This window comes from Aeromonas sp. QDB17, assembly GCF_027705305.1.
Lineage (GTDB): Bacteria > Pseudomonadota > Gammaproteobacteria > Enterobacterales > Aeromonadaceae > Aeromonas > Aeromonas caviae.
Genome location: NZ_JAPDBP010000001.1, coordinates 156,031 through 182,061, shown reverse-complemented (window position 1 = coordinate 182,061; position 26,031 = coordinate 156,031). Strand labels below are relative to the sequence as shown.

Here is a 26,031-nt window from a genome sequence, read left to right as displayed (position 1 = left end):
GCGCATTATATCCAAGCATGCCCCCCAGAGCGACCATGGTGCTCACGTTCCGGCGCAAAAATCCCCAAGATGTAAATCGTTTGCCTGTTTATTGAACCGAAGGGGGCGCCCCGTCTGATCAGGCAAAGTGCCAGCTGCGGCTGGGGGTGATGATCTGGGGGAGCGGCACGTCCCACTGCTCCCGGGGGACGGCATCCACCTGCTGGCAATCGTGGGCGAGCCCCAGGGGTCTTGGGCCGAGCTGGTGCTCGTGCCAGCAGGCGAGGGTGCGATCGTAGTAGCCGCCCCCCATGCCGAGGCGGTTGCCAGCCTCATCGAAGGCCACCAGCGGGGTGCAGATGATGTCCAGCATGCTGTGGGGCAGTACCTGCTGCACGTCGAGCTCGGGCTCGGCGATGCCGTAGCGGTTGCGGGTCATGGGGGTGGTGGCGGTGTAGCGCAAGAACAGCAGGTGACCCGGGGTGAAGGGGTGCAGCACCGGCAGGTAGACCTCCTTTTGCCGGGCCCACAGCCAGTGGATGGCGGGCAGGGGATCGAGCTCCCCGTCGTTGGCCAGATAGAGGGCGATGCGCCTGGCCGCGAGGATGCCGGGGTGTTCCTGGAAGCGCTCGACCAGCTGTTGGGCCGCCGCCTGCTGCTCGGCCTGGCTCAGGCTTTTTCTGCGCTGGCGAATGAGCTGGCGCAGGTTCTGGCGTTCGGGTTGGGTATCCGGCATGGGGACTCCTGGGCAAAGGTGGGCTGGCGCTACCTTAGCAAGGGGCCGACGGGATGAAAAGCCGATGGCGGGGCCGCCAGCCGGGCGGCCCCTGAGGTCGGGCGTCAGGAACGGTGGGGGGCGGGAGCCACTACTCCCATCTGGTGCTTGAGGAAGACGGCCAAGATGGCGGCCAGGGCCAGCGCCATGGGGTAGAAGCTCATGCTCACGACCAGGATCGGCGAGAGGGCGAAGATGGAACCCAGCAGCAGCGCCTGGGCGCCCCAGGGGATGAGCCCCTGTACCACGCAGGAGAAGATGTCCAGCATGGAGGCGGCGCGGCGCGGGGTGACCCCGTGATGGTCCGCCAGATCCCTGGCCACCTTGCTCGCGACTATGATGGCCACGGTGTTGTTGGCGGTGCACAGGTTGGTGAGGCTCACCACGCCGGCGATGCCGAGCTCGGCCGCCTTCTCGTTCTGTTCGCCATCGTGGTGGCGGGTGAAGCGGGCAATCAGGGCGGCGATGCGCTCACTTATCCAGGCGAGCCCCCCCTGGCGTTCCATCAGGGCACCCAAACCGCCGATGAGCATGGAGAGCAGGAAGATCTCCTGCATGCTGGTAAAGCCCTGATAGATGTCCTTGCTGAACTGGCCGAGAGAGTAGCTGCCAAGCAGCCCCACGCCACCGGCCGCCAGGATGCCGAGCCCCAGTACCATGAAGACGTTCATGCCAGAGAGGGCAAGCACCAGGATCAGCAGATAGGGGGCGACCTTGAGCAAGTCCGCCTCGGCGGTGGGGGCCGGCGCTTCACCGGTGGAGCCCAGCACCAGATAGAGCAGGATCACCAGCACGGCGGCGGGGGCGGCAATCTTGATGTTCTCGCGAAACTTGTCCTTCATCTCGCAGCCCTGGCTGCGGGTGGCGGCGATGGTGGTGTCTGAGATGATGGAGAGGTTGTCCCCGAACATGGCGCCGGAGAGGATGGTCCCCGCCATCAGCATCGGATCGATGCCGGCGGCCTGGGCGACGCCCAGCGCCACCGGTGCCACGGCGCCGATGGTGCCCATGGAGGTACCCATGGCGGTGGCAATGAAGGCAGAGATGAGGAAGAGCCCCGGCAGCAGGCACCAGCCCGGAATGAGGGAGAGGCCGAGGGCGACCGTGGCATCCACCCCGCCGGTGGCCTTGGCCACGGTGGCGAAGGCGCCCGCCAGCAAATAGATGAGGCACATGGCCATGATGTTGCTCTCGCCCACCCCCTTGAAGAAGGTCTCGAGGTTCTTGTTGAACCCCTCGCGTCCCATCAGCAGGGCCAGCATGACGGCAGGCAGGGCGGCAACGGGGGCGGGGAGCTGGTAGAAGGCGAACTCGACCCCCTGCAGGGTCAGCCAGGTACCGGTACCGATGAAGAGGGCAAGAAAGACCAGAAGGGGCAGCAGGGCTCTGGCACGGGGTTGGGTCTGGATCATGTGTTCCTCGAAACTTGAACAATGACCTCCTGTCGTTGCCTGTGGCGCCTCCAGGGCGGGCACAGGGCGGGCATCCTGCCACCATGGGGGGCCAACAGTAGTGAGTCGGCCCGCCCGGGTCAAGATAGCCGTCCAGATGGATAGGGCTTTTTACTTCGCGATTCTGACTTGTCTTGTTATTCCGTCATTTATTCTGTTTTTGTTGAATTTATCGTTTAAATGTCGGGGTGGTTTGGCGGGCCAGATCGGGCTTTTCAAAGGGGACGCGGGCTGGTAAAACGGTCTCTTTCCATAATAAAGAGATGAGAGGGTGGAGATGGACAATCCGATCCGTGTGGCCGTGATGGGCTGTAATGGTCGTATGGGCAAGGTGCTGCTGGAGGCTATCGCCAACGCCGAGGGCGTGGTGGTGGGAGCGGCGCTGGAACGACCGGGCTCTGCCGTGATCGGTCTGGATGCGGGTGAACTCAACGGCCTGGGGCGCCTTGGCGTCATCATCAGCGACAGTCTGGAGAAGGTGAAGGACGAGTTCGATCTCATCATCGACTTCACCCGCCCCGAGGTGACCCTGGCGAACCTCGCCTTTGCACTGGCTCATGGCAAGCAGATGGTGATCGGCACCACCGGCTTTGACGAGGCGGGCAAGGCGGCTCTGCACGAGGCCGGCAAGCAGATCGGCATCGTCTTCGCCTCCAACTACTCGGTCGGGGTCAACCTTGTGTTCAAGCTGTTGGAGCAGGCGGCCAGGGTGATGGGGGAGTACACCGACATCGAGATCATCGAGGGGCACCACAGACACAAGGTGGATGCTCCGTCCGGCACTGCGCTCTCCATGGGGGAAGTGGTGGCGAAAACCCTGGGCCGGGATCTGAAAGAGTGCGCCGTCTATGGCCGTGAGGGGATCACCGGTGAGCGGGATCGCAACACCATCGGCTTTGCCACCATCCGCGCCGGGGATCTGGTGGGGGAGCACACCGTCATGTTCGCCGACATCGGCGAGCGGGTCGAGATCAGCCACAAGGCTTCCAGCCGTTTGACCTTCGCCAACGGTGCAGTGCGGGCGGGCAAGTGGCTCGGCCAGCAAGGGGCCGGTCTCTATGACATGCAGGATGTGCTCGGTCTGAAATAAACCGTCTTCAGGGGGAGTGCAGACTCCCGTACTGGTTGCCAAACCCCGGTCCGCCGGGGTTTTTTGTCACTTTTTTGTAGAAATAAGCCTTAATCATCACTTTTTGAGTGAACCTCGCTAAATCCTGCCATTCTTACAAGCCTGCCACCCTCTTGCGACAAAAATGTCATCAAGGGGTAACGGCTTTGGGTCTCAATATTCCCCTGCGGGGGGCATTTTGCCCTGATGTGAAATAGACTAAAAATGCAACCAAAGAAAAACGTTTTCTATTCTTGGTGTTCACTTTTCTGGCTTCAAATGGTGTTTTTGCTGTTGTGTTGTTTATTTTTTAATTTTCTATCTTGCTGTTTATTAAGTGGTAAATTTGGATTTTTGTACGTTGCATGGCATCGGGTACCGCTTTGTGGTCTGTGTTTGGCTTTTCTTTTTGAAGAGGGGGTTGCAAAGCGAGTGAGTGCATAGATAATGGGTAATGTTGCTTTTTTATTGAATTTAGATGCATTTCAAACGAGAAAAGACGTTGAAATGAGATCGTTTTTAAGTAGAATGCGCCCAATTTGCCAGAAATCTGCCGGGTTCGAGTCCTGTCAAAGACCGGAACCGAGCCCGCAACACCCAGGTAAATTGCTGAATTTAAAGCTAAATAACTGGAGGTTGTCTTGAATCACACTGCATTGCTAGTGCTGGAAGATGGAACTGTGTTCAAAGGCGTGTCGATAGGCGCCGAGGGATGTTCCGTTGGTGAAGTGGTTTTCAACACGTCGATGACGGGTTATCAGGAAATCCTCACAGATCCCTCCTATTCCCGTCAGATCGTTACCCTCACTTACCCTCATATAGGCAACACCGGCACCAACAGCGAAGATGAAGAGTCCAGTCAGGTCCATGCTCAGGGCCTCATCATCCGGGACCTTCCGATACTGGCCTCCAACTTCCGCAATCAGCAATCCCTCTCCGATTACCTCAAGTCTCACAACATCGTTGGCATCGCCGACATCGACACCCGCAAGCTGACCCGCATCCTGCGTGAAAAAGGCGCCCAGGCCGGTTGCATCCTGGCCGGCAAGCAGCTCGATGAAGCCCATGCCCTCGAACAGGCCCGCGCCTTCCCCGGTTTGAAGGGGATGGACCTGGCCAAGGAAGTGACCGTGAGCGAATCCTACAGCTGGACTGAAGGCAGCTGGCAGCTCGGCAAGGGTCACGTCACCCCGGCGGCCGATGAGCTGAAATACCACGTGGTGGCCTACGACTTCGGCGTGAAGCGCAACATCCTGCGCATGCTGGTGGACCGTGGCTGCCGCCTGACCGTGGTGCCGGCCAAGACCCCGGCCGCCGAGGTACTGGCGATGAACCCGGATGGCATCTTCCTCTCCAACGGCCCCGGCGACCCCGAGCCGTGCGACTACGCCATCGAAGCTATCAAGGCTTTCCTTGATACCAGCACCCCGGTGTTCGGTATCTGCCTGGGCCACCAGTTGCTGGGCCTGGCCTCCGGCGCCAAGACCATCAAGATGAAGTTCGGCCACCACGGTGCCAACCACCCGGTGAAGAGCCTGGACGACAACACCGTGATGATCACCGCCCAGAACCACGGCTTTGCGGTGGACGAGCAGACCCTGCCCGAGTGCCTGCGTGCCACCCACGTCTCCCTGTTCGATGGGTCGCTCCAGGGCATCCATCGCACCGACCGTCCGGCCTTCAGCTTCCAGGGTCACCCCGAAGCGAGCCCGGGCCCGCACGATTGTGCCGGTCTGTTCGACCACTTTATTGAATTGATTAAGCAGTATCGCGCCTAAGAGGATAAAGAGAGCCATGCCAAAACGTAACGACCTACAGAGCATCCTGATCCTCGGCGCCGGCCCCATCGTCATCGGTCAGGCCTGCGAATTCGACTACTCCGGCGCCCAGGCGTGCAAGGCCCTGAAAGAAGAGGGCTACCGCGTCATCCTGGTGAACTCCAACCCGGCCACCATCATGACCGACCCGGAGATGGCCGACGCCACCTACATCGAGCCCATCACCTGGGAAGTGGTGCGCGAGATCATCAAGAAAGAGCGCCCGGACGCCATCTTGCCCACCATGGGTGGTCAGACTGCGCTGAACTGCGCCCTGGCGCTGGAGCAGCATGGCGTGCTCAAGGAGTTCGGTGTCGAGATGATCGGCGCCACCGCCGACGCCATCGACAAGGCCGAAGATCGCTCCCGCTTTGACAAGGCCATGCGCAGCATCGGTCTCGAGTGCCCCCGTGCCGGCATCGCCCACAACATGGAAGAGGCCTGGGGCGTGCAGCAGATGGTAGGCTTCCCCTGCATCATCCGTCCTTCCTTTACCATGGGTGGCTCGGGCGGCGGCATCGCCTACAACACCGAAGAGTTCGTGGAGATCTGCGAGCGCGGTCTGGATCTCTCCCCGACCAAGGAGCTGCTCATCGACGAGTCGCTCATCGGCTGGAAAGAGTACGAGATGGAAGTGGTGCGGGATCGCAACGACAACTGCATCATCGTCTGCGCCATCGAAAACTTCGACCCCATGGGCATCCACACCGGTGACTCCATCACGGTCGCGCCAGCCCAAACGCTGACCGACAAGGAGTACCAGATCATGCGCAACGCTTCCATGGCGGTGCTGCGCGAGATCGGTGTCGAGACCGGCGGCTCCAACGTCCAGTTCGGCATCAACCCCAAAGACGGCCGCATGGTCATCATCGAGATGAACCCGCGGGTATCGCGCTCCTCTGCGCTGGCCTCCAAGGCGACCGGCTTCCCCATCGCCAAGATCGCCGCCAAGCTCGCCATCGGTTACACCCTGGACGAGCTGATGAACGACATCACCGGCGGTCGCACCCCGGCCTCCTTCGAGCCGGCCATCGACTACGTGGTCACCAAGGTACCGCGCTTCAACTTCGAGAAGTTTGCCGGCGCCAACGACCGTCTGACCACCCAGATGAAGTCCGTGGGTGAAGTGATGGCCATCGGCCGCAACTTCCAGGAGTCCCTGCACAAGGCCCTGCGTGGTCTCGAGACCGGCAAGACCGGCTTCGACCCCATGGTTGACCTGAACGCCCCCGACTCCCTGACCCGCATCCGTCACGAGCTGCAGGATGCTGGTGCCGAGCGCATCTTCTACATCGCCGACGCCTTCCGCGCCGGCCTCTCCATGGACGGCGTGTTCAAGCTGACCAAGATTGACCCCTGGTTCTTGGTCCAGATTGAAGAGCTGGTCAAGCTGGAAGAGCAGGTGAAAGAGCGCGGCATGGCCGGTCTCGACGCCGACTTCCTGCGCGCCCTCAAGCGCAAAGGCTTTGCCGACGCCCGTCTGGCCAAGATCCTCGGCGTGGCCGAAGGTGAAGTGCGTAAATTGCGTGCCCGCCACAACATCTTCCCGGTCTACAAGCGGGTCGATACCTGCGCGGCCGAGTTCGCCACCAACACAGCCTACATGTACTCCAGCTACGACGAGGAGTGCGAGGCCAACCCCACCAACCGCGACAAGATCATGGTCATCGGTGGCGGCCCGAACCGTATCGGTCAGGGCATCGAGTTCGATTACTGCTGTGTGCACGCGGCCCTGGCCCTGCGCGAAGACGGTTACGAGACCATCATGGTCAACTGCAACCCGGAAACCGTCTCCACCGACTACGACACCTCGGACCGTCTCTACTTCGAGCCTGTGACCCTGGAAGACGTGCTGGAAATCGTGCGGGTCGAGCAGCCCAAGGGCGTCATCGTCCAGTACGGCGGCCAGACTCCGCTGAAACTGGCGCGGGCATTGGAAGCCAACGGCGTGCCGGTCATCGGGACCAGCCCGGATGCCATCGACCGCGCGGAAGATCGCGAGCGCTTCCAGTCCGCCGTCGAGCGCCTGGGGCTCAAGCAGCCGGAAAACGGCACTGTCACCGCCCTGGAGCAGGCCGTGCAACTGGCCACGCGCATCACCTACCCGCTGGTGGTTCGCCCCTCCTACGTACTGGGTGGCCGCGCCATGGAAATCGTCTATGACGAGCAGGACCTGCGCCGCTACTTCGCCGAGGCAGTGAGCGTCTCCAACGAGTCGCCTGTGCTGCTGGACCGCTTCCTTGACGACGCCACCGAGGTGGACGTGGACGCCATCTGCGACGGCGTTGACGTGGTCATCGGCGGCATCATGGAGCACATCGAACAGGCCGGTATCCACTCCGGTGACTCCGCTTGCTCCCTGCCGCCCTACACCCTGTCCAAGTCCATCCAGGACGAGATGCGCGAGCAGGTGCGCAAGCTGGCGCTGGAACTCGGTGTGGTGGGCTTGATGAACGTGCAGTTCGCGGTGAAAGACAACGAGATCTACCTCATCGAGGTGAACCCCCGTGCCGCCCGTACCGTGCCGTTTGTCTCCAAGGCCACCGGTGCCCCGCTGGCCAAGATCGCCGCCCGCGTCATGGCCGGTCAGAGCCTGAAAGAACAGGGCTTCACCACCGAGATCATCCCGCCCTACTACTCGGTGAAGGAAGTGGTACTGCCGTTCGCCAAGTTCCCGGGTGTGGATCCGCTGCTGGGGCCGGAAATGCGCTCCACCGGTGAAGTCATGGGGGTAGGCAGCAGCTTCGCCGAGGCCTATGCCAAGGCGCAGCTGGGTGCCGGTCACCAGGTTCCGAGCGAAGGTCGCGCCCTCTTGTCCGTTCGCCACGGCGACAAGGAACGGGTGGTCAACCTGGCCGCCAAGCTGCTGGAGCTGGGCTATGACCTCGACGCCACCCACGGCACCGCCGTGACCTTGGGCGAGGCGAGCATCAACCCGCGTCTGGTCAACAAGGTGCACGAGGGTCGTCCGCACATTCTGGATCGCATCAAGAATGGCGAGTACACCTACATCGTCAACACCGCCGAGGGTCGTCAGGCCATCGAGGATTCCAAGCAGCTGCGCCGTGGCGCCCTGCAGCACAAGGTGGCCTACACCACCACGCTGCACGCGGCCTTCGCCACCTGCATGGCCATCAGTGTCGATGCCACCGCCAATGTGAACTCGGTGCAGGAGCTGCATGAGAAGGTGAACAACCGCTAAGAGCACCGGCAGCACACTGCCCGCTCGATGCACGCAAACCCCGCCAGCGATGGCGGGGTTTTTTATTGCCTGCGCCCTGCCACTTCCGGGGGGGCGCCAGCAAGGAAGATGGGTGAGATGGCGAATAATCCATCAGGGGTGGTGATATTCACCCCGTTATTGGGTATTCACTGCATCCATACTGCTTAATTGACATGAAATGGTGCAATCTTCGCAATCTCTCGCCCCCACGACCTCCCTATACTGGATGCTCATACAAACAAGGTCGTCTGCGCCGACACACCGAAAGGTGGCGTGCGAGAGGATCAGCGCCCGCAGCCCGATCCGGCTGCCGTGGCCGGCCCCGGTGACCGACGGGGGCCGCAGGAAAACCGGTCGCGGGGTTACCGCCGCGCGACTCGTCAGGGACGGTGTTACCGCACCAACCCGCTTCCCCTCCTTGCCCCACCCGCCTGTCGGCCCGGTCGTCCGGCGCCTCGCCCATCCGTCAAGGGAATCTGAATATGAGCTTCGATCATCGCAAATACCGCCGTGCCCCCGTGATCAACCTGGCGGATCGCCAGTGGCCCAACCGGGTACTGGAGCGGGCACCGCTCTGGTGCGCCGTGGACCTGCGCGATGGCAATCAGGCGCTGGTCGAGCCCATGACGGTGGCCCAGAAGCTGCAAATGTGGGCGCTGATGACCCACATCGGCTTCAAGCACATCGAGGTGGGCTTCCCGGCGGCCTCCCAGCCCGACTTCGATTTTGTGCGCGAACTCATCGAGCGCAACCTCATCCCCGATGACGTCACCATCCAGGTGCTGGTGCAGGCGCGCGAAGATCTGATCGCCCGCACTTTCGAGGCCCTCAAGGGGGCGAAGCGGGCCATCGTCCACGTCTACAACTCGGTCAACCCGACCCAGCGCAACTATGTGTTCAACTCAGGCAAGGACGGGGTCAAGGCCATCGCCGTGCAGGGGGCGCGCTGGGTGCGGGAGTATGCGGCCCGCAATCCGTGCACCGAGTGGAGTTTCCAGTATTCCCCGGAGAGTTTCAGCAGTACCGAGGTGGAGTTCGCCGTCGAGGTGTGTGACGCCGTCATCGACGAGTGGCGCGCCGCTGCCCGCCCGATGATCCTGAACCTCCCCGCCACGGTGGAGGTGAGCACCCCCAACGTGTTTGCGGATCAGGTGGAGTGGTTCTGCCGACACCTCAAGGCGCGACCCGAGGTGAGCATCTCCATCCACACCCACAACGACAGAGGCTGCGGGGTGGCCGCCGCCGAGCTGGCGGTGCTGGCGGGGGCGGATCGCATCGAGGGCACCCTGCTCGGCAACGGGGAGCGCACCGGCAACATGGACATCGTCACCATGGCCATGAACCTCTACAGCCAGGGGATTGACCCCGAGCTGGACCTGTCCGACATGGATGCCATCGTCGCCACCGTGGGGGCCTGCACCCAGATTGCCCTGCACCCTCGCCACCCCTATGCCGGCGAGCTGGTCTACACGGCGTTTTCCGGCAGCCACCAGGACGCCATCCGCAAGTCTCTCGCGGCAGAAAAACCGGATCACTACTGGGATGTGGCTTACCTGCCCATCGATCCTGCCGATCTCGGTCGCAGCTACGAGGCGGTGATCCGCATCAACAGCCAGTCCGGCAAGGGAGGGGTGACCTATCTGCTGGAGCGTGACCTCGGTCTGCAACTGCCGCGCTGGCTGCAAATCGACTTCAGCCGCCGGGTGCAGGCCGAGGCTGAGGCGAGCAGCAGCGAAATCAGCCCGGAGCAGATCCGCACCCTGTTCGAGCAGCACTATCTTGAGCCGGCCCACGGCTATCGCATCGGGCGCTTCCAGCTCGGTCATGACAGTCAGGAGAGGCTGCGCCTGGAGTTGCAGACCCCCCACGGCACCCTGCAATTGTGCGGTGAAGGGGAGGGTGCCATCACGGCCCTGGTCAACGGCTGGCAGCGTCAGACCGGCATGCACATCGATGTGCTGGATTACTCCGAGCATGCGCTCACCGCCGGCACCGAATCCCGCGCCGCCGCCTATGTGCTGCTGAGCGTCGAGGGCACCCGGATGTGTGGCGTCGCCGTCGGTCGCGATGTGGTCAACGCCTCCCTGCAGGCGGTGATCAACGGCGCCGCCCAGCATCAGGCCCTGCGCCAGAGCGCCTGAGGCTGCACTGCCCGCTTGCCGTGAGGGCGAGCAGGGAAGGGCCGCCCGCCCGGATTCACGGCAGATCGCGCCGTCCCTGTTGCAACAATCCCCTGACCCATATGGTGAGGGGATTGTTTTTTATGGAAAAATCGGCCCACAATATCAGTGATTTGCCACCAGGAATGCCGTCGGGGTTCGCTGGCGATGGCAGCCAACGGCTGCCATTCGGGATAGAAGACATGCGCGCTTGGAGCCCAAAACATGATGAAGACTCCCCTCAGGTTATCCGTTCACCCCGCCCGGTTCTTCTCGCTTCCTCCCTGCCGTCGTCTCGCGCTGGTGAGCCTGCCCTGTCTGCTGCTGCTGACGGGGATCCTGGCCGGGGCCAGTTTTGATCCCCTGGCGGAGCACAACCTCTATACCGTCGGGGCTCTGGCCGAAGCGCTCAACGTGCTGACCCTGCTGTTCATGTTCTGGGTGGTGCAGTGTGCCCAGATCACCTTGAAAACCTATCTCTCCCTCACCGGCGGGCTGACCCTCTGGCTCGTCTCCGGCGTCATCGATCTGATGGATGAGGCCTATTTCCAGCCCTGGTGGCTCTCCACGGTGGAAGACAGCCTGCGCACGATCGGCATGCTGGCCTCGGCCTGGGGTGTGCTGCTGATGGTGCAGCAGATGTATGGCACCCAGATGCGGCTCTCCTCTCTCGCCATGTCAGACGAGCTGACCGGGCTCTCCAATCGCCGGGCGTTTCGCGCCGTGCTGGAGGCGCACGGAGAGGAGGGGACGCCGCTCCTGCTGCTGGATCTCGATCACTTCAAGCTGATCAACGATCGCTATGGCCACGCCATCGGCGACAACGTACTGCGTGAATTCAGCACCCTGCTGCGCCAGCTCTGCCCATTGGATGGGGTGGTGGCACGCCTTGGGGGAGAGGAGTTTGCCATCTGGCTGCCCGGCATGACGGGCGACAAAGCCCGTGCGCTGGCGGAGCAGATAAGGTGCGCGACCGAAGAGCTGGTCTCAGGTGACGGGGTAAGATTCACCGTGAGCCTTGCCCTGGGCATCAGCCAGAGCGGGGAGGGAGTGGATGCCCTGCTCCAGCGCACTGATCTCGCCCTCTATCAGGCCAAGCACCTGGGACGCAACCGGGTGGAGCTGGCGTGATGGCGCCAGGGAATGCCGCAGCCAGCGGGCCAGCAGGTTCATCCGCCTTCATCTTGTCAGACTTGTTCCCTACAATGTCCGCCTCCATGCATTCGAGCCCTCTCATTCACGATGAGGGGCAGGTCCCGCTCTTCAGGAAGCCTTCATGATCCCCTCTCACTCTTTGTTTCATGCCCATTGGCGCTGGTTGTCACTGCTTACCCTTGCCCTGCTGTCGGGTTGTGCCAGCGAGCCTCCCGCCCCGACCAGCCCGGCGACGCCGGCGGGGCGCCCCATTCCCAAGGCGATGCAGCCGCAAAAACCGGCCGACATGAAGAGCCGCATCGTGCGCTTCCTGCCGCGCAACGTGGTGGACAAGCCGGGCTGGGCCAATGACGTGGTGACGGCGCTCACCACCCAGGGGCTGACGGTGAGCGATCACAACGTCTGCAGCGTGCTGGCGGTGGCGGAGCAGGAGGCGACCTATCAGGCGGACCCCGTGGTGCCCAACCTCAACAAGATTGCCTGGAAGGAGATCAATGCCCGGGCTGGCAAGCTGCTCATCCCCGAGTTCATGGTGCGCACGGCCCTCTCCATCCAATCCCCCACTGGCAAGAGCTATGCCGAGCGCATCGACAAGCTTCGCACCGAACGGGAGATGAGCGAGATCTTCGAAGACATGATAGGCAGCGTCCCCATGGGCAAGCAGCTCTTTGGCAACCTCAACCCGGTGCGCACCGGCGGCCCCATGCAGGTGAGCGTCGCCTTTGCCGAAGCCAACGCCCGTGGCTACCCCTATCCCGTGAAGGAGTCCATTCGCCACGAGGTGTTCACTCGTCGGGGCGGCATCTGGTTTGGCACCAAACACATCTTCGGCTATCCCGCCGACTACCCGGATACCCTCTATCGCTTCGCCGACTTCAATGCGGGCTGGTACGCGAGCCGCAATGCGGCCTTCCAGGCGGCGGTAAGCCGGGTGAGTGGCAAGTCCCTGGCCCTGGACGGGGATCTCATCCGCTACGACTCGGATTTGCCCGGCAAGACCGAGCTCGCAGTGCACAGCATCGCCAGCCGCGTCAACATGAGCAAGCAGGCCATTCACCAGAGCCTGAAGCTCGGGGAGACCAGCGACTTTGCCAAAAGCGATCTCTACCACAGGGTCTTCGCCCTGGCCGACAAACAGGCCGGGACACGGCAACCCCGCGCCATCTTGCCCGGTATCCAGCTAAAGAGCCCCAAGATCACCCGCAACCTCACCACCGCCTGGTTTGCCAAGCGGGTGGATGAGCGCGAGCAGCGCTGCGTGCAGAAGATGGCAACGATCCGCTGATTTGCTGAAATAACAAAGGCGGCCAATTGGCCGCCTTTGTTTTATGCCTCCGTCGTTCAGCCTTCCCATCTACTTCATCAGCGCTCTGGTCCCCCTGCATGTGGGGAATTCATGGCATCCCCAGAACGGTTTTCCCTTGTTGTCACCTCGACCGGCAGTGCGCAGCACCATGGGGTTGCCACATCTGGGGCACATGGGGCTCTGGAGGTTTGCCGGATAAATGGCCGTTGGCGGTGCAGGGTGGTGAGCGCTCGGCACGCTGGCTGGCGCAGGCTTGGTGGGGGCTTCCCCGTGGCGGGCCTTGAGCTGTGCCACATGCTGTCTGTGAGTCTGCCAGTTGGCGGCAAGTCGCCCTTGTTGAATGGTGTCGACAACGTGAGCGACCTCGTTCTCGGCCAATACCGGCGTGGTTATACCCTTGACGTAGCGAATGAGCCCGCGGTTCATCACGTTCTGCGGCATAGGGGTCTTGAAGGTGCAGTCACCGATAAAGAAGATGACGGAGTGAAGCTGGTTGTCTGAGAGCCCCAGCAGGGATTTGAGGGTCATCATGTGCAGGTGGTTCTGATGCAGCGGATTTTGAAAGTGGTGCTTGCGGCGATAGATCTGCTGGGTCCAGCTTTTCTGGGTCGGGTTGCCGAATATCCAGCCCTTCATGTTCTTGGTCTCAATCACGAATACCCCGAAGCGGGAGACGATCACGTGATCGATCTGGGTGCTGCCCTGGGGGGTGGGCAGGGTCACGTCCTTGAGCAGGCGATATTCCCGCTTGTCGAGAAAGAGCCGAATACAGAGATTGATAAACCACTCCCCGACCATCCCTTTGAACCAGGCCGTTTTGAGCAGGGTGGCAATCAACAGCAGTGGCAGGAAAAACCAGAGCTGAGTCAGCAGCGGCGCTATGGCAGCAGTGATATCCATGTGATTTAGCCTTCACAGATCCCGGTCAGGGATGGGTCTCGATGGGGATGATGCTGCGACACTTGGGGTATTCGGGGCAGCCCCAGAAGCTGTTGCCCTTGGTATCTCCCCGTTTGCTGGTCCTCAGTACCATGGTTGTGCCGCATTTTGGACAAACCGGTGCTGTACCTGCATGGGCGGCCACGTTGTCCTGCGGGTCACTGTCGCTTGCGACGCGCTCCAACGTGATGCGCACCTCCTCGCTCACCCGAATAATGCGCTGGGCTTCATCGTAGGCATCGCGGTACAGCTCACTGTCATCCGCCCGCCGGATCAACACCCCCATCTCGTTGTTGTTCACCTGGCTGAATTCGTAGAGGTTCAGGCTGGTGACAATGCACATCTCCTCATTGAGGTAGCACTTGGCATGGAGATTTTTGCAAAAGCTGGTGCGGATATAGGTGAGCTCCTTGAGCCAGCTGATCTCTTCCGGTTGGAGTTCGCTCTTGCCATAGACGATCCGCACATCGATCTTGAGCCGGTTCTTGTCGGTCAGCAGCTCCTTGATCCTGTCATTGAGTTTGAGAAAGGGGCTGATCAGGATTAACCGCTCCTTGGCATCCTTTATCAGCTCTTCGAGGAAATAGTTGGTTGCGCTGGTATTCAGAAATTTGGCCATAACAAGCTCCCTGTCCCTGGAAATGTCATGTGTTCTCTGCTCAACAGTAGGTAGTCAGCCTGACCACAATCCCCGGCGTGGTTCTGCTTCACGTCTTCACCCACCGTCCGTATCCCCATGCTAGGAGATACAGGTGGGACCTCATAGCGGTAATGGAGTCAAATGTGCGTTCAGTCAGAGATTTGGTGATGGGGACGGTTCATGTCGCCTTGCTGCGCTAGAAACTCATCGCCAGTCCGATGGAGTAGCCGCTGGTACTGTTGCTGAACATATAGCGGGCCACCAGCCGGGTGCGGGTGATGAAGATGTCGTACTTGCTGCTGTCGAGTTCGAGGCCAAGTCCCAGGGAGTTGAGGCTGTTGAAACCGAGCAGCCCCCGTTGCTGCCCCAGGTATTCGGTTCTGGCCCCTTCCAGCACGTAGCGAAGGGGCCTGTCCAGCAGGGTCCAGTGCCACAGGGGGGCGCGGCGGCGCAGGTAAAGCCCGAGGTTTTCCGCATCGGCCTGACCGCTGACGCTCTCGGCGGTGCCGGTGAAGCTTTGCAGATGCTGGTAGGAGTAGCGCAGCTCGGCATCGATGTCCTGGGCGGCGGAGAAGAGTTCATAGTCCAGCATCAATGAGCCGCCGAGGCCATAGACATTGAGGGTGCCGCCGTCGAGGAAGTCCAGATTCTGGCCGCTCCTGTGCTCGAGCAGGGCGGCCCCGATGCGAAGGTCGCTGGCCACCGTGCCCAGGGTGACATTGGCGATGGGCCGCAGCACCAGATTGCCACCAAAGCGATCCCGGTGGACGCCGATATCCCAGCCGATGCCGCCGGTGGCGCTCAGGCTGTTCCATTTGGTGGGTATGGTGCGGGTCTCGTTGCCATCGGTGAACACAAACTGGGGATCGTAGCGGCTGTAACCCAGGGTGCCCTCCAGATAGAGGGGAACATCCTCGCTCAGGGTGGCGCCACCCCCGAGCTGGGTGATGGTGAGGGCGGAGGTGTCGTTGGTGCCGCTGCCGATATCCAGGTTGCTGGCGGTGATATCCGGCACCACGGCGTAGCTCATCAGGGAGACGACGGCGTTGGCGCGCTGTTGCACCAGGCTCTCGTCGCTGGCACGGGCCTTTGTCACAAGACCGGCAGAGACGCCGGCAAGCACCGCCAGCAAGGAAAGTGTGTGAGAAGAGAGCTGTCTTGCCATACCTGGCTCCATGAGTACCCCGTCCATCGGGGCATGTTCACACTGTAACGGGTTTCATCTGGCTTGGCAGCTTGGCAAGGGCCGACCCGTCCTGTTTTGGGGGGGCGCATTGGCCTGATGGGCCAAGCTGCCCTCGCTTTGGCGGGGGCAGGGGGCCGCGAGAAGGGTGAACCGCTGGGCAGAAATCACAGACATTAATTTATTGTTCAGTTCCCCGGGTGTATAAGAGGCCTCCCATACGAACATTGGGGTGGTAGCAGGGATGGATTACCAGACGGGGCCTTCGGGTCATCATGACGAATGCGCATTACGTTGATGGGAGTCACACCAGATGCAGGACATGCTGCTTGCCATATGGCATCAGGATTTTGATCAGCTTATACAAATGCAGGCAATCGGTCTGCTCGTCACCTGTCTGGTGGTGATCCTCTTCCTTGAATCGAGCTTCGTCTTTCTGCCCCTGCCCGGTGACAGCCTGGTGCTGCTGGCGGGCGGTCTGGTGGGCATGGGGGTGCTGGGACCCGAGGTGACCTTGCTCTATCTGCCACTCGCGGCCGGGATAGGGAGCGTGCTCGCCTACTGGCAGGGGCAGGCACTGCATGGCACCCGTTTCATGGGCCATGTGGAGCGAATGATCCCGGAAGGGAGCCTGCCCAGGGCCTCCCGACTGCTGGATCGTTACGGCTTCTGGGCCATGTTCGTCTCCCGTTTCATCCCCTTCGTGAGAGTGTTGACCCCCATGTTGATGGGAGTCTCCCGCCTGCACCTGCTGCGGGTGGCCGTGGCGAGTTTTGCCAGCGCCTTCCTCTGGTCCCTGGTGCTGAGCATGGCCGGCAAGATGGTGATGGCGACCCCGGTCTTTGCCCATCATCAGGAGCTGCTGACCAAGTGCCTGCTTGTCACCTCTTTCGGGTTGTTCGTCATCGCGGTGGCGGCCATCGGCATGCGGCTGCTCAAGCGTCCGAGCAAGCGGGTGCGCTGATCTCACTGCCCGGGCTGCGCCTGCTGCCGCGTCTGGAGAGCGCAGCCCCCGGAAAAATACAGGCCATTTGAGGCGGCATTCCTGTCGCCTATCTGTTACACTTCGCGCCCGCCATTTTCCGGCTCATCTTCTGATCTGATGTCAGACCCAGCCGTCCTTGGCTCCACGCCTCGCCGATGCCAGGCCACACGCCGGCCCAGGCCATCCACGCCAACTACAGCTCCGCTGGAACACAGGAACCCAACATGAGATTTGAATCGTTCGATTTTGCCCCCGAGATTTTGCGCGCCATCTCAGATTGCGGTTATCAGGAGATGACCCCTGTGCAGAGCCAGGCCATCCCGGCCATTCGCCGTGGTCGCGATGTGCTGGCCAGTGCCCAGACCGGTACCGGCAAGACCGCCGCCTTTGCGTTGCCCATCCTGCAACGTCTGGTAGACAACCCGGCGCCGGTGCAGCCTTCCAATGCCCGCGTGCTGATCCTGACCCCGACCCGCGAGCTGGCAGCCCAGGTGGCGAGCAATATCAACGATTTTGCCAAGTATCTTGATATCACTACCCTCACCATCGTGGGTGGCGGCAAACAGGATGTGCAGGCCAAGAAGCTCAAAGCGGGCGCACACATCATAGTGGCCACCCCTGGCCGTCTGCTCGAGCACCTCACCGCCTGCAACCTGAGCCTCTCCGGGGTCGAGACCCTGGTGCTGGACGAGGCGGATCGCATCCTCGACATGGGCTTTAGCGCCGATGTGCAGCAGATCCTGCAGGCGGTCAACAAGACCCGCCAGAACCTGCTCTTCTCCGCCACCTTCTCCGAGGCGGTGAAAAAGCTGGCCAACCTCATGCTGGACAAACCCCAGGTGGTGGCCGTCGACAAGCAGAACTCCACCGCCGACACCGTGAGCCACACCGTTTATCCGGTGGAGCAGAAGCGCAAACGCGAGCTGCTCTCCGAGCTTATCGGCAAGCAGAACTGGCAGCAGGTGCTGGTGTTTGCCAGCACCCGCGAGAGCTGCGATGAACTGGTGGAGGAGCTCAACCTCGACGGCATCAAGTCTGCCGTGGTGCACGGTGACAAGGCCCAGGGGAGCCGTCGCCGCGCCTTGCGTGAATTCACCGAAGGCAAGCTGCGGGTGCTGGTGGCCACTGAGGTGGCCGCCCGCGGCCTGGACATTCCGAGCCTGGAATACGTGGTCAACTATGATCTGCCGTTCCTCGCGGAAGATTACGTGCACCGTATCGGCCGAACCGGTCGCGCTGGCAAGAGCGGCATGGCCATCTCCTTCGTCAGTCGCGAGGAGGAGCGCACCCTGCTGGAGATCGAGGCCCTCATCGGCCAGAAGATCCGCCGCATCATGGTGCCGGGTTACGAGGTGAGCAGCCGTGACGACCTCATCAAGCAGTTGCAGGAGCGCCGCCGCTTCGGCAAGCGCCCGCAGCGTGAAGACAATGCCGCCGCCCAGGCCATGGCCGAGGCGAAACTGCAAGGCCAGCGCCTCAAGCGTCTGGCGGCGGCCAAGAAGCCCCGTCAGCCGAAATAAGGCAACGTCGCACCCTCCCGGTCGGGGAGGGGCGTTTACTCTCCAAAGGCGCCACTGGCGCCTTTGTGCTGTCGATGACGCGGCCCCTTGGCCGCCCCGTTTCAGAGGATCCGAGATGACCCTTCCTGCTTACAATCAGGCCCTGCTCGAGATGGCCCGCCAGAGCCTGGCGGAGCTGGAGCGCACCGCCGCCCAGAAGACGGGCAAACGCACCCCCGCCCAGGAGAGCCACTTTCTCTGTACCTGGATGGCGGATTCTCTCAAGGAGAAACGCTTCTCCCGGCTGGTGATGGAGGATCTCAAGACCTGGGTGCAACTGGGGCGGACGCTGGGGGCGGGGGCCGATCTCAAGGGGCTGCTTGAGCGGGTGCAGCGCCAGTATGAGCGCGCCATGCATGAGCCGGTACAGCTGGGGACGCGCCTGGCCGATCTGCTTTTGGCGCTGGAGGGGGCGGGCTGGCTGGTGTTCACCGACAGCGAACTGAACACCCGGCAGCGGCTGCTGAGCCAGGGGCAATCCAGCCTGATCATCTCTGCCAGCGAGTATCAGGGCCATATCGAGGGAGGTGAGCTGGTCAAGCCCCTCACCCTCTATGTGCGCGGGGACGAGCAGGTACTGGCCGAGGCGGCATTTGCCCGGGGCCTGCTGCTGAGCCAGGGCAACAAGAAAACCACCCTGGTCAAGCACCACAAGGCCTATCGGCTGATGCCGGGCAACGCGCAGCCTGCCCTGGCGCTGCTGTCCTCCTGATCCCGCCTTCTCATCCCGTCACCCGGCCCTGCGCCGGGTTTTTTTATGGCAAATGCACCCCACGGGGTTGCCTGCACGCCCAGGGCCGGGCGGGCAATCTTTGTCGCAGCCAAGGGGCTCCCCCTCTGATGGGGGGCGTCCCCCATATGGAGGGATGGTGGGGTGGTGCTTCTGCTCTAGGGTGGATGGGCCCCAAAGAGGGCCTTAAAGGAAGCAGACCGCCTGACAAGGCGACACTCAATGAATGAGGAAACATGATGAAAGCGACTCCAATTGCCCTGTTGCTGGCCGGCGTGCTGGCGTCCCCGCTCTGCGCCGCCGGACTCGATGCCCGGCTCACCCTGGTGGAGGGCAGCACAGACGATGTGCGCGTCAACCTGACCCTGACCAACACCGGGGAGAAGCCGGTTCGTCTGCTCAAATGGCAACTGCCGGGCAGCGAGGATGCTCCCCTGTTCCAGGTAGAGCGTGACGGCCAGCCGGTGGATTACGAAGGGGCCCTGATCAAGCGGGCCGCCCCGAGTGACAAGGACTACCAGCTGCTCAAGGCGGGCCAGAGCCTGACAGTGCAGGCGGAGGTCTCCGGTCTCTACGACATGAACGCCCAGGGCCAGTACAGCATCCGTTACCTGCTGCCGACCGTGGCGCAGGAGGGGAAAGCGGCCAAGGCCAAACAGGCCCAGGCGAGCGAGTCCAATGCCGTGACCCTCTGGGTGGACGGGGTGAGCGACGATCGGGTACTGGCCAAGGCTGAGGTGGCCGAGCCCCAGGCGGTGAGCGCCTCGGTCAGCTTCAGCGGCCGTTGCACCAACACCCAGAAGAGCGACATCCTGGCGGCGCTCGATGCCGCGAGTGGCATCGCCAACAACTCCAGCAGCTACCTCGCGGTGGACAAGCCGAATGGGCAGCGCTACCGCAGCTGGTTTGGCGCCTATGACGCCACCCGCTGGAACCAGGCCGAGACCAACTTCAGCAAGATCAAGGATGCCATCGACAACAAGCCGCTCACCTTCGACTGCGGTTGCAAGCAGAGCTACTTTGCCTATGTCTATCCGGACCAGCCCTACAAGGTCTATCTGTGCAAGAGCTTCTGGACTGCGCCGGTCACCGGGACCGATTCCCGCGCCGGCACCATTGTCCACGAGCTGAGCCACTTCAACGTGGTGGCGGGCACCGACGATCTGGGATACGGTCAGGCCAATGCGCGCAATCTGGCGAGCACGGATCCCCAGAAGGCCCTGAACAATGCCGACAACCACGAATATTTCGCCGAGAATACTCCGAGCGAAAATTGAGTTGCAAACAGGGGCCGGATGGCCCCTTTTTTGACGGAGGCACCATGATGACACTCTTGCTCACCACCCTGGCACTGGCGCCCTTGCAGTGCGAGCTGTCGGTCAGCGCAGAGAGCGGGGTGAACGAACCCCTGCCCCTGGTGATGACCCTGACCAACCGGGGGGAGACGCCCCTCGAGGTATTGACCTGGTTCACCCCCTTCGAGGGGTGGTTTGCCGATGCCATCGACCTGACCCGCGATGGGCAGCCGCTGGACTATCGAGGGCCGCTTGCCAAGCGAGGTACCCCCGGGGACGGCGACTTCCTGCACCTGGGGGCAGGGGAGCAGAGCCAGGCCGATGCGGATCTGGCGCAGGCCTACGATCTGTCCCAACCGGGCCGCTACCGGCTCAGCTATCGTGCCCAGCCCCTGACGCTGACCAAGGGCGTGGCGCCCAGCTGCCCCGCCGTCGACTTTACCCGGGTGGCCCCCTAGGCGATCTGCGGCTTGCCCTTGGTATCCAGCAGCCCGACGGCGCGGGGGGCCACCGCCAGACCGCGTGACGATTGGCTTTCCCGCCAGCAGCAGTGCACCAGCGTGATCACATGGTCATCCAGGGTATCGTCTTTATCCGGATGATACAGGGGATGGGCCACCGAGTGGGTCGATAGCAAAATGATGAACATGAGGGGCGGTCCAGCCATGCCATGCACCGGGCCGACTCGTTTACACCGTCAAGGAGGGGACATGGCACTGGAACAACTGAAACGGGAGCTGGAGCGCTTTGGCGAGCAGAATGACGGAGCGCAACACTCTCGTGGCAGCAAGATGCTCAACATTACCCGCGATACCGGCGAACTGCTGGCGATGCTGGTGCAGACGAGGGGGGCGCAGGCTGTGCTGGAGATCGGCACCTCCAACGGTTACTCCACCCTCTGGCTGGCCGAGGCAGTGAAACGGCTGGGGGGCCGGGTCACCACCATCGAGCTGGACGAGGGCAAACGGACCATGGCGGCGACCAACTTTGAGCGGGCCGGGCTCACTCCCTGGATTGAGCAGTTGGCGGGGGAGGCCGGCAGCCTGTTGCCCTGCCTGCCGACGGCGGGCTATCAGCTCATTTTTCTGGACTCCGATCGCCGCCACTACCAGGCCTGGTGGCCCGAGATCCAGCGCCTGCTTGCCCCTCGTGGCCTGCTGGTGGTGGACAATGCCATCTCCCATGAAGACGAGATGAGGGAGTGGATGGCACAGGTGCGGCGTGACCCCGATTTCCTGACTTCCCTGGTGCCGGTGGGCAAGGGGGAGTGGCTGGTGGTGCGGTTGTAGGGGAAAGGCATGGAAAACAAGACCATGGAACCAAAAGCAGTTGTGGAGGCCTACTGGCAGGCCATGCAAAGCAACGATTTCGTCAAGACCCCCAGGTGGCTGAGCGATGACTTTCTCTGTGACTGGCCAACGTCGGGGGGGCGGCGCGAGGGGCGGGTCAACTTCGTCGAGGTCCATCGGCGCTACCCGGCGGCCGAGCCCTGGAATATCGACATCGTCCGCCTGCCGGAGCAGGGCGGGAGGTGGTGACCGAAGGGGTGATCACCGACGGTGACGTCAAGGTGCGCGCCATCGCGCCTTTGCCCTCCACGTGGTGCGTGGCAATCCCATTTGCCATCAGACTGAATTTTGGCCCGATTGATACGTTATGTCGTGATTGGGCCACTGCCATCCCGCGGGAGCTGCAACCCGCCTGATATGGTTTCCGCTGACGGAGCGCCGCCAGCGGGGCAATTCCTCGGCTAGCCCGGCCATTATTTATTCGTTATCCATTATTTCGCTAAATATCCCCGTATTTCATGGTTGGGTCATGCCATGAGCCACGTTATGTTTCATCCATACCGCCAGCAAGCACTATGAAGGTTATCTCTGCCGATAATTAATTTAAATTAAACATGATAACCGGCTGGTTTTATTTTGTGGTGGTTGGCAAGCGCTCTGGATGTTCATAAATATAACGAGGTGAATAATGAAAAAACGGCACTCCCTGTTTTTAATGGCGGCACTTCCGCTGGCACTGATGACATCGGTACAGGCACAGTCAAGCCTGGCCGAGATCCAGCGGGCTGGAGTGATCAAGATCGGCACCGAAGGGACCTATCCTCCCTTCACCTACCACGACAAGAGCGGCAAGCTGGTGGGCTTTGACGTGGAGATAGGCGAGCTGATTGCAAGCGGTCTGGGCGTGAAGCCGCAGTTCGTCGAGGGTAAGTGGGACGGGCTCATCGCCGGGGTGGACGCCAAGCGCTACGACCTGGTGCTCAACGAAGTGGCCATCACCCCTGAACGGCTGAAAAAATATGATTTTTCAGACCCCTACATCATCTCCAAGGCGGTGATCGTGGTGCACAGCGACAACCAAAGCATCAAGAGTTTTGCCGATCTGAAGGGCAAGAAATCCTCCCAGTCCCTGACCAGCAACTTCGCCCAGCTGGCGAAATCATCGGGCGCCGAGGTGGTAGCCACCGAGGGATTCAACCAGTCACTCGAACTGGTGCTGGCCGGGCGGGTGGATGCCACCATCAACGACAGCCTCTCTTTCCTCGACTTCAAGAAACAGAAGCCAGACGCCAAATTGAAGGTGGCGGCCAGCGAGGCCAAGGGGGATCAATCTGCCGCCCTGCTCGCCAAGGGGCAACCCGAGTTGCTGGCTGCCATCAATCAGGCGCTGCGCAATGCCAAGCAGGATGGCGCATATCAGAAAATATCGCAGAAATATTTCGGCACCGACGTCTCGCAATAATATCGTGGCAACATAATAACAACTGAGGATATTAACGTGCCGGCCTGGTTGCAGTTAATGATCGACTCTTTTTGGCCCCTGCTCAGTGCGGGGCTTATTTTTACCGTGCCACTCACTCTGATTACCTTCGTGCTGGGAATCGTGCTCGGCTTGTCGGTGGCGCTGGCCAGATTATATGGTCCGGCCCCGCTGGTGATGCTGGTCCGCTTCTATGTCTGGCTTATTCGGGGCACGCCCCTGCTGGTGCAGCTGTTTCTGATCTTTTACGGTCTGCCGAGCGCCGGCATCGTGCTGGACGCCTTCACCGCCGCCGTCATCGGTTTCACCCTCAACATCGGTGCCTACAGCTCGGAGATCATTCGTGCCACCCTGGCGGCCATCCCCAAGGGGCAGTGGGAGGCGGCCTACTCCATCGGCATGAACTGGCCCCAGGTCATGTGGCGGGTGATCCTGCCGCAGGCGGCGCGCATCGCGGTGCCACCGCTCTCCAACACCTTCATCTCCCTGGTCAAAGACACGTCGCTGGCGGCGGCGGTGACCGTGCCCGAGCTGTTTCAGGCGGCCCAGCGGCTCGCCTCCGTCACCTATGAGCCGCTCATCCTCTATATCGAGACGGCCCTCATCTACCTGATGTTCAGCTCGGTGCTCTCCACCCTGCAAGACAGGCTGGAGCAGCGACTGGCTCACAAAGAGACCCGGGAGGTCGCCCTATGATCCGCTTGAGTGGCATCGAGAAACAGTTTGCGGGGCAGCGCGTGTTGAAAGGGGTGGGGCTGGCGATGGCCGCGGGCAGCGTCACCGCCCTGATCGGTCCCTCCGGCAGCGGCAAGAGTACACTGCTGCGCTGCGTGAACCTGCTGGAGCGACCCGATGCAGGCCAGCTGGTGCTGGGGGGCAGCGAGCTCGACTTTACCCGGCATCTGTCACGGCAAAGCGTGCTGGCCCTGCGCCAGCAGACCGGCATGGTGTTCCAGAATTTCCAGCTGTTCCCGCACATGACGGTGCTGGAGAACGTGATGGAAGGGTTGGTGACCGTGTTGAAGTGGCCCAGGGAGAGGGCAGTGGCGCGCGCCCTGCAACTGCTCGACAAGGTGGGGCTCAGGCACAAGGCCGAGGCGGTGCCTGCCACCCTCTCCGGCGGTCAGCAGCAGCGGGTCGCCATTGCCCGGGCGCTGGCGCCATCCCCCAAGGTGCTGCTCTGTGACGAGCCTACCTCGGCGCTGGATCCCGAGCTTGCCCAGGAGGTGGTGACCGTGCTGCGCCAGCTGGCCAGTGAGGGGACCACCATGCTGATCGCCACCCATGACTTGCGCCTTGCAGCCCAGATTGCGCAGCAGGTGATCTTCCTGGAGGCCGGGGAGGTGGTGGAGGCGGGCAGTGCGCGCGAGATGTTCACCACCCCCAAGCGGGCACGTACCTTCGAATACATCTCCACCCTCACCGAACGGCTGCCGGAGAGCTGGAGTATCTAGCCGGTTCTGGCGGATTGAGAGCGAGATAAAAAAAACAGCCCCGCACGAGCGGGGCTGTTTGCATGACAGCGTGGTTGCGACAGCAGATCACACGGCCAGGTAGTCCATGATCCCTTCGGCCGCCTTGCGACCCTCGTAAACGGCGGTCACCACCAGATCCGAGCCGCGCACCGCGTCACCACCGGCGAACACCTTGGGGTTGCTGGTCTGGAAGGCGTACTCGGCCTTCTCGGGCGCCTTGATGCGATCCCGGCCGTCGAGCTCGACGCCGTGCTCTGCCATCCAGGGCTGGGGGTTGGGCTGGAAGCCGAACGCCATCACCACCGCATCGGCGGGCAGCACCTGCTCGGAGCCTTCAATGACCACAGGATTGCGGCGGCCATTGGCATCGGGGGCGCCGAGCTCGGTGCTCACCACCTTGATGCCGCAGGTGCGGCCGTGGGCGTCCAGCTCCACGCCGATGGGCTGGAGGTTGAACATAAATTCCACCCCTTCCTCCTGGGCGTTTTTCACCTCCCGCTTGGAGCCCGGCATGTTCTCGGCATCCCGGCGGTAGGCGCAGATCACCCGATCGGCCCCCTGGCGGATGGCGGTGCGCACGCAGTCCATGGCGGTATCGCCGCCCCCCAGCACCACTACCTGCTTGCCGGCGAAGTCGATGTAATCGGCTTGCGCCTTCTCAAAGCCCAGCAAGCGATTGGCGTTGGAGATGAGGTAGGGCAGGGCGTCGTAGACCCCCGGCGCCTCTTCGTTGGCAAAGCCGCCCTTCATGTACTTGTAGGTGCCGACCCCGAGGAAGACCGCATCGAACTCGCCGAGCAGGTCGGCGAAGGTGACGTCACGGCCCACTTCGGTCTCGAGGCGAAACTCCACCCCCATCCCCTCGAAGATCTCGCGGCGGCGTTGCATCACCTCTTTCTCCAGCTTGAAGGAGGGGATACCGAAGGTGAGCAGGCCGCCGATCTCCGGGTACTTGTCGAACACCACAGGGGTGACGCCATTGCGTGCCAGCACGTCGGCACAGGCAAGGCCCGCGGGGCCCGCGCCAATGACGGCGACCCGCTTGCCGGTCTTGACCACCTTGGAGAGATCCGGGCGCCAGCCCATCTCGAACGCCTTGTCGGTGATGTATTTTTCGATGTTGCCGATGGTCACGGCGCCGAATCTGTCGTTGAGGGTGCAGGCACCCTCACACAGTCTGTCTTGCGGGCAAACGCGGCCACATACCTCCGGCAGGCTGTTGGTCTGGTGGGAGAGTTCCACCGCCTCCAGAATGCGTCCCTCGTTGGCCAGCTTCAGCCAGTTGGGGATGTAGTTGTGTACCGGGCACTTCCACTCGCAATAGGGGTTGCCGCAGTCGAGGCAGCGATCCGCCTGCATGCCGACCTGGGCCTGGTTGAAGGGCTCGTAGATCTCCACGAACTGGATCTTGCGGATCTTGAGCGGCTTCTTGGGCGGGTCGACCCGCTGGACATCGATAAACTGGAATACGTTCTGGCTCATA

General features: G+C 62.1%; 23 protein-coding genes. 16 read left to right on the top strand and 7 right to left on the bottom strand.

The genetic code is table 11. The features are described 5' to 3' along the window. Positions 1 to 118: 118 nt before the first annotated feature. Both OKC41_RS00745 and OKC41_RS00740 read right to left on the bottom strand, forming a co-directional pair. A complete protein-coding gene (locus tag OKC41_RS00745) occupies positions 119 to 715 on the bottom strand; it encodes a 5-formyltetrahydrofolate cyclo-ligase (RefSeq protein ID WP_039040382.1) in 597 nt (198 codons plus the stop codon). A gap of 104 nt (positions 716 to 819) precedes the next feature. Further along, a complete protein-coding gene (locus OKC41_RS00740) occupies positions 820 to 2,166 on the bottom strand; it encodes a Na+/H+ antiporter NhaC family protein (RefSeq protein WP_201893658.1) in 1,347 nt (448 codons plus the stop codon). Between the two features lie 316 nt (positions 2,167 to 2,482). Between OKC41_RS00740 and dapB the strand changes: the two genes are divergently transcribed. The 6 genes from dapB (at position 2,483) to OKC41_RS00710 (ending at position 12,952) form a co-directional block, all read left to right on the top strand. Next, entirely contained in the window at positions 2,483 to 3,295 is an 813-nt protein-coding gene (dapB, locus tag OKC41_RS00735) for a 4-hydroxy-tetrahydrodipicolinate reductase (protein ID WP_010675190.1), read from the top strand. Positions 3,296 to 3,954: 659 nt separating this feature from the next. Beyond that, positions 3,955 to 5,091, top strand: coding sequence for a glutamine-hydrolyzing carbamoyl-phosphate synthase small subunit (gene carA, locus OKC41_RS00730; RefSeq protein WP_010675189.1), 1,137 nt, complete (start codon positions 3,955 to 3,957; stop codon positions 5,089 to 5,091). A 16-nt stretch (positions 5,092 to 5,107) separates the two neighbouring features. After that, positions 5,108 to 8,332 carry a carbamoyl-phosphate synthase large subunit gene (gene carB / locus OKC41_RS00725; protein ID WP_182936117.1) on the top strand — a complete coding sequence of 1,075 codons (3,225 nt, stop codon included), beginning with the start codon at positions 5,108 to 5,110 and terminating at the stop codon, positions 8,330 to 8,332. A gap of 503 nt (positions 8,333 to 8,835) precedes the next feature. Then, positions 8,836 to 10,494, top strand: coding sequence for a 2-isopropylmalate synthase (gene leuA, locus OKC41_RS00720; protein WP_048207940.1), 1,659 nt, complete (start codon positions 8,836 to 8,838; stop codon positions 10,492 to 10,494). Positions 10,495 to 10,737: 243 nt separating this feature from the next. Continuing rightward, positions 10,738 to 11,643 carry a GGDEF domain-containing protein gene (locus tag OKC41_RS00715; RefSeq protein WP_050485241.1) on the top strand — a complete coding sequence of 302 codons (906 nt, stop codon included), beginning with the start codon at positions 10,738 to 10,740 and terminating at the stop codon, positions 11,641 to 11,643. Between the two features lie 145 nt (positions 11,644 to 11,788). Next, positions 11,789 to 12,952: a DUF1615 domain-containing protein gene (locus OKC41_RS00710; RefSeq protein WP_270671587.1), complete on the top strand. Its 1,164-nt coding sequence runs from the start codon at positions 11,789 to 11,791 to the stop codon at positions 12,950 to 12,952. 69 nt (positions 12,953 to 13,021) lie between these two features. Here OKC41_RS00710 and OKC41_RS00705 read toward each other — a convergent pair whose 3' ends face one another. From OKC41_RS00705 to OKC41_RS00695, 3 genes are all read right to left on the bottom strand, one after another. Continuing rightward, complete coding sequence (locus OKC41_RS00705; RefSeq protein WP_270671586.1) at positions 13,022 to 13,873, bottom strand: nuclease-related domain-containing protein; 852 nt, start codon at positions 13,871 to 13,873, stop codon at positions 13,022 to 13,024. A 25-nt stretch (positions 13,874 to 13,898) separates the two neighbouring features. Then, on the bottom strand, positions 13,899 to 14,531 hold the full coding sequence (locus OKC41_RS00700; RefSeq protein WP_052816477.1) for a topoisomerase DNA-binding C4 zinc finger domain-containing protein: 633 nt from the start codon (positions 14,529 to 14,531) through the stop codon (positions 13,899 to 13,901). A 217-nt stretch (positions 14,532 to 14,748) separates the two neighbouring features. After that, a complete protein-coding gene (locus OKC41_RS00695; RefSeq protein ID WP_128313826.1) occupies positions 14,749 to 15,717 on the bottom strand; it encodes an autotransporter domain-containing protein in 969 nt (322 codons plus the stop codon). A gap of 331 nt (positions 15,718 to 16,048) precedes the next feature. Between OKC41_RS00695 and OKC41_RS00690 the strand changes: the two genes are divergently transcribed. The 5 genes from OKC41_RS00690 to OKC41_RS00670 all read left to right on the top strand — a co-directional run bounded on the left by OKC41_RS00690 (position 16,049) and on the right by OKC41_RS00670 (position 20,762). Beyond that, positions 16,049 to 16,699 (top strand): DedA family protein, encoded by a 651-nt coding sequence (locus tag OKC41_RS00690; RefSeq protein WP_039040377.1) that lies wholly within the window; start codon positions 16,049 to 16,051, stop codon positions 16,697 to 16,699. Positions 16,700 to 16,944: 245 nt separating this feature from the next. Continuing rightward, a complete protein-coding gene (locus OKC41_RS00685) occupies positions 16,945 to 18,240 on the top strand; it encodes a DEAD/DEAH box helicase (protein ID WP_010675179.1) in 1,296 nt (431 codons plus the stop codon). Positions 18,241 to 18,355: 115 nt separating this feature from the next. Continuing rightward, on the top strand, positions 18,356 to 18,991 hold the full coding sequence (locus OKC41_RS00680) for a DUF2913 family protein (RefSeq protein ID WP_270671585.1): 636 nt from the start codon (positions 18,356 to 18,358) through the stop codon (positions 18,989 to 18,991). Between the two features lie 254 nt (positions 18,992 to 19,245). Further along, complete coding sequence (locus OKC41_RS00675) at positions 19,246 to 20,286, top strand: M35 family metallo-endopeptidase (RefSeq protein WP_270671584.1); 1,041 nt, start codon at positions 19,246 to 19,248, stop codon at positions 20,284 to 20,286. Between the two features lie 44 nt (positions 20,287 to 20,330). Next, positions 20,331 to 20,762, top strand: coding sequence for a hypothetical protein (locus OKC41_RS00670; protein WP_029314737.1), 432 nt, complete (start codon positions 20,331 to 20,333; stop codon positions 20,760 to 20,762). Here the strand turns inward: OKC41_RS00670 and OKC41_RS00665 are convergent. After that, entirely contained in the window at positions 20,759 to 20,953 is a 195-nt protein-coding gene (locus OKC41_RS00665; protein WP_183150034.1) for a hypothetical protein, read from the bottom strand. The two genes, OKC41_RS00670 and OKC41_RS00665, sit on opposite strands and share 4 nt — an antisense overlap. 61 nt (positions 20,954 to 21,014) lie before the next feature. Between OKC41_RS00665 and OKC41_RS00660 the strand changes: the two genes are divergently transcribed. From OKC41_RS00660 to OKC41_RS00640, 5 genes are all read left to right on the top strand, one after another. Next, positions 21,015 to 21,593 carry an O-methyltransferase gene (locus tag OKC41_RS00660; RefSeq protein ID WP_202016455.1) on the top strand — a complete coding sequence of 193 codons (579 nt, stop codon included), beginning with the start codon at positions 21,015 to 21,017 and terminating at the stop codon, positions 21,591 to 21,593. A gap of 24 nt (positions 21,594 to 21,617) precedes the next feature. Continuing rightward, positions 21,618 to 21,842 (top strand): hypothetical protein, encoded by a 225-nt coding sequence (locus tag OKC41_RS00655; RefSeq protein WP_270671583.1) that lies wholly within the window; start codon positions 21,618 to 21,620, stop codon positions 21,840 to 21,842. Between the two features lie 439 nt (positions 21,843 to 22,281). Then, complete coding sequence (locus tag OKC41_RS00650) at positions 22,282 to 23,055, top strand: amino acid ABC transporter substrate-binding protein (protein ID WP_270671582.1); 774 nt, start codon at positions 22,282 to 22,284, stop codon at positions 23,053 to 23,055. A 57-nt stretch (positions 23,056 to 23,112) separates the two neighbouring features. Beyond that, positions 23,113 to 23,769 (top strand): amino acid ABC transporter permease, encoded by a 657-nt coding sequence (locus OKC41_RS00645; RefSeq protein ID WP_174217478.1) that lies wholly within the window; start codon positions 23,113 to 23,115, stop codon positions 23,767 to 23,769. Beyond that, complete coding sequence (locus tag OKC41_RS00640) at positions 23,766 to 24,527, top strand: amino acid ABC transporter ATP-binding protein (protein WP_042014664.1); 762 nt, start codon at positions 23,766 to 23,768, stop codon at positions 24,525 to 24,527. Before OKC41_RS00645 ends, OKC41_RS00640 begins: the two co-directional genes overlap by 4 nt. 87 nt (positions 24,528 to 24,614) lie before the next feature. Here the strand turns inward: OKC41_RS00640 and OKC41_RS00635 are convergent, their stop codons facing one another. Continuing rightward, a complete protein-coding gene (locus tag OKC41_RS00635; RefSeq protein ID WP_270671581.1) occupies positions 24,615 to 26,030 on the bottom strand; it encodes an FAD-dependent oxidoreductase in 1,416 nt (471 codons plus the stop codon). Position 26,031 lies beyond the last annotated feature (1 nt).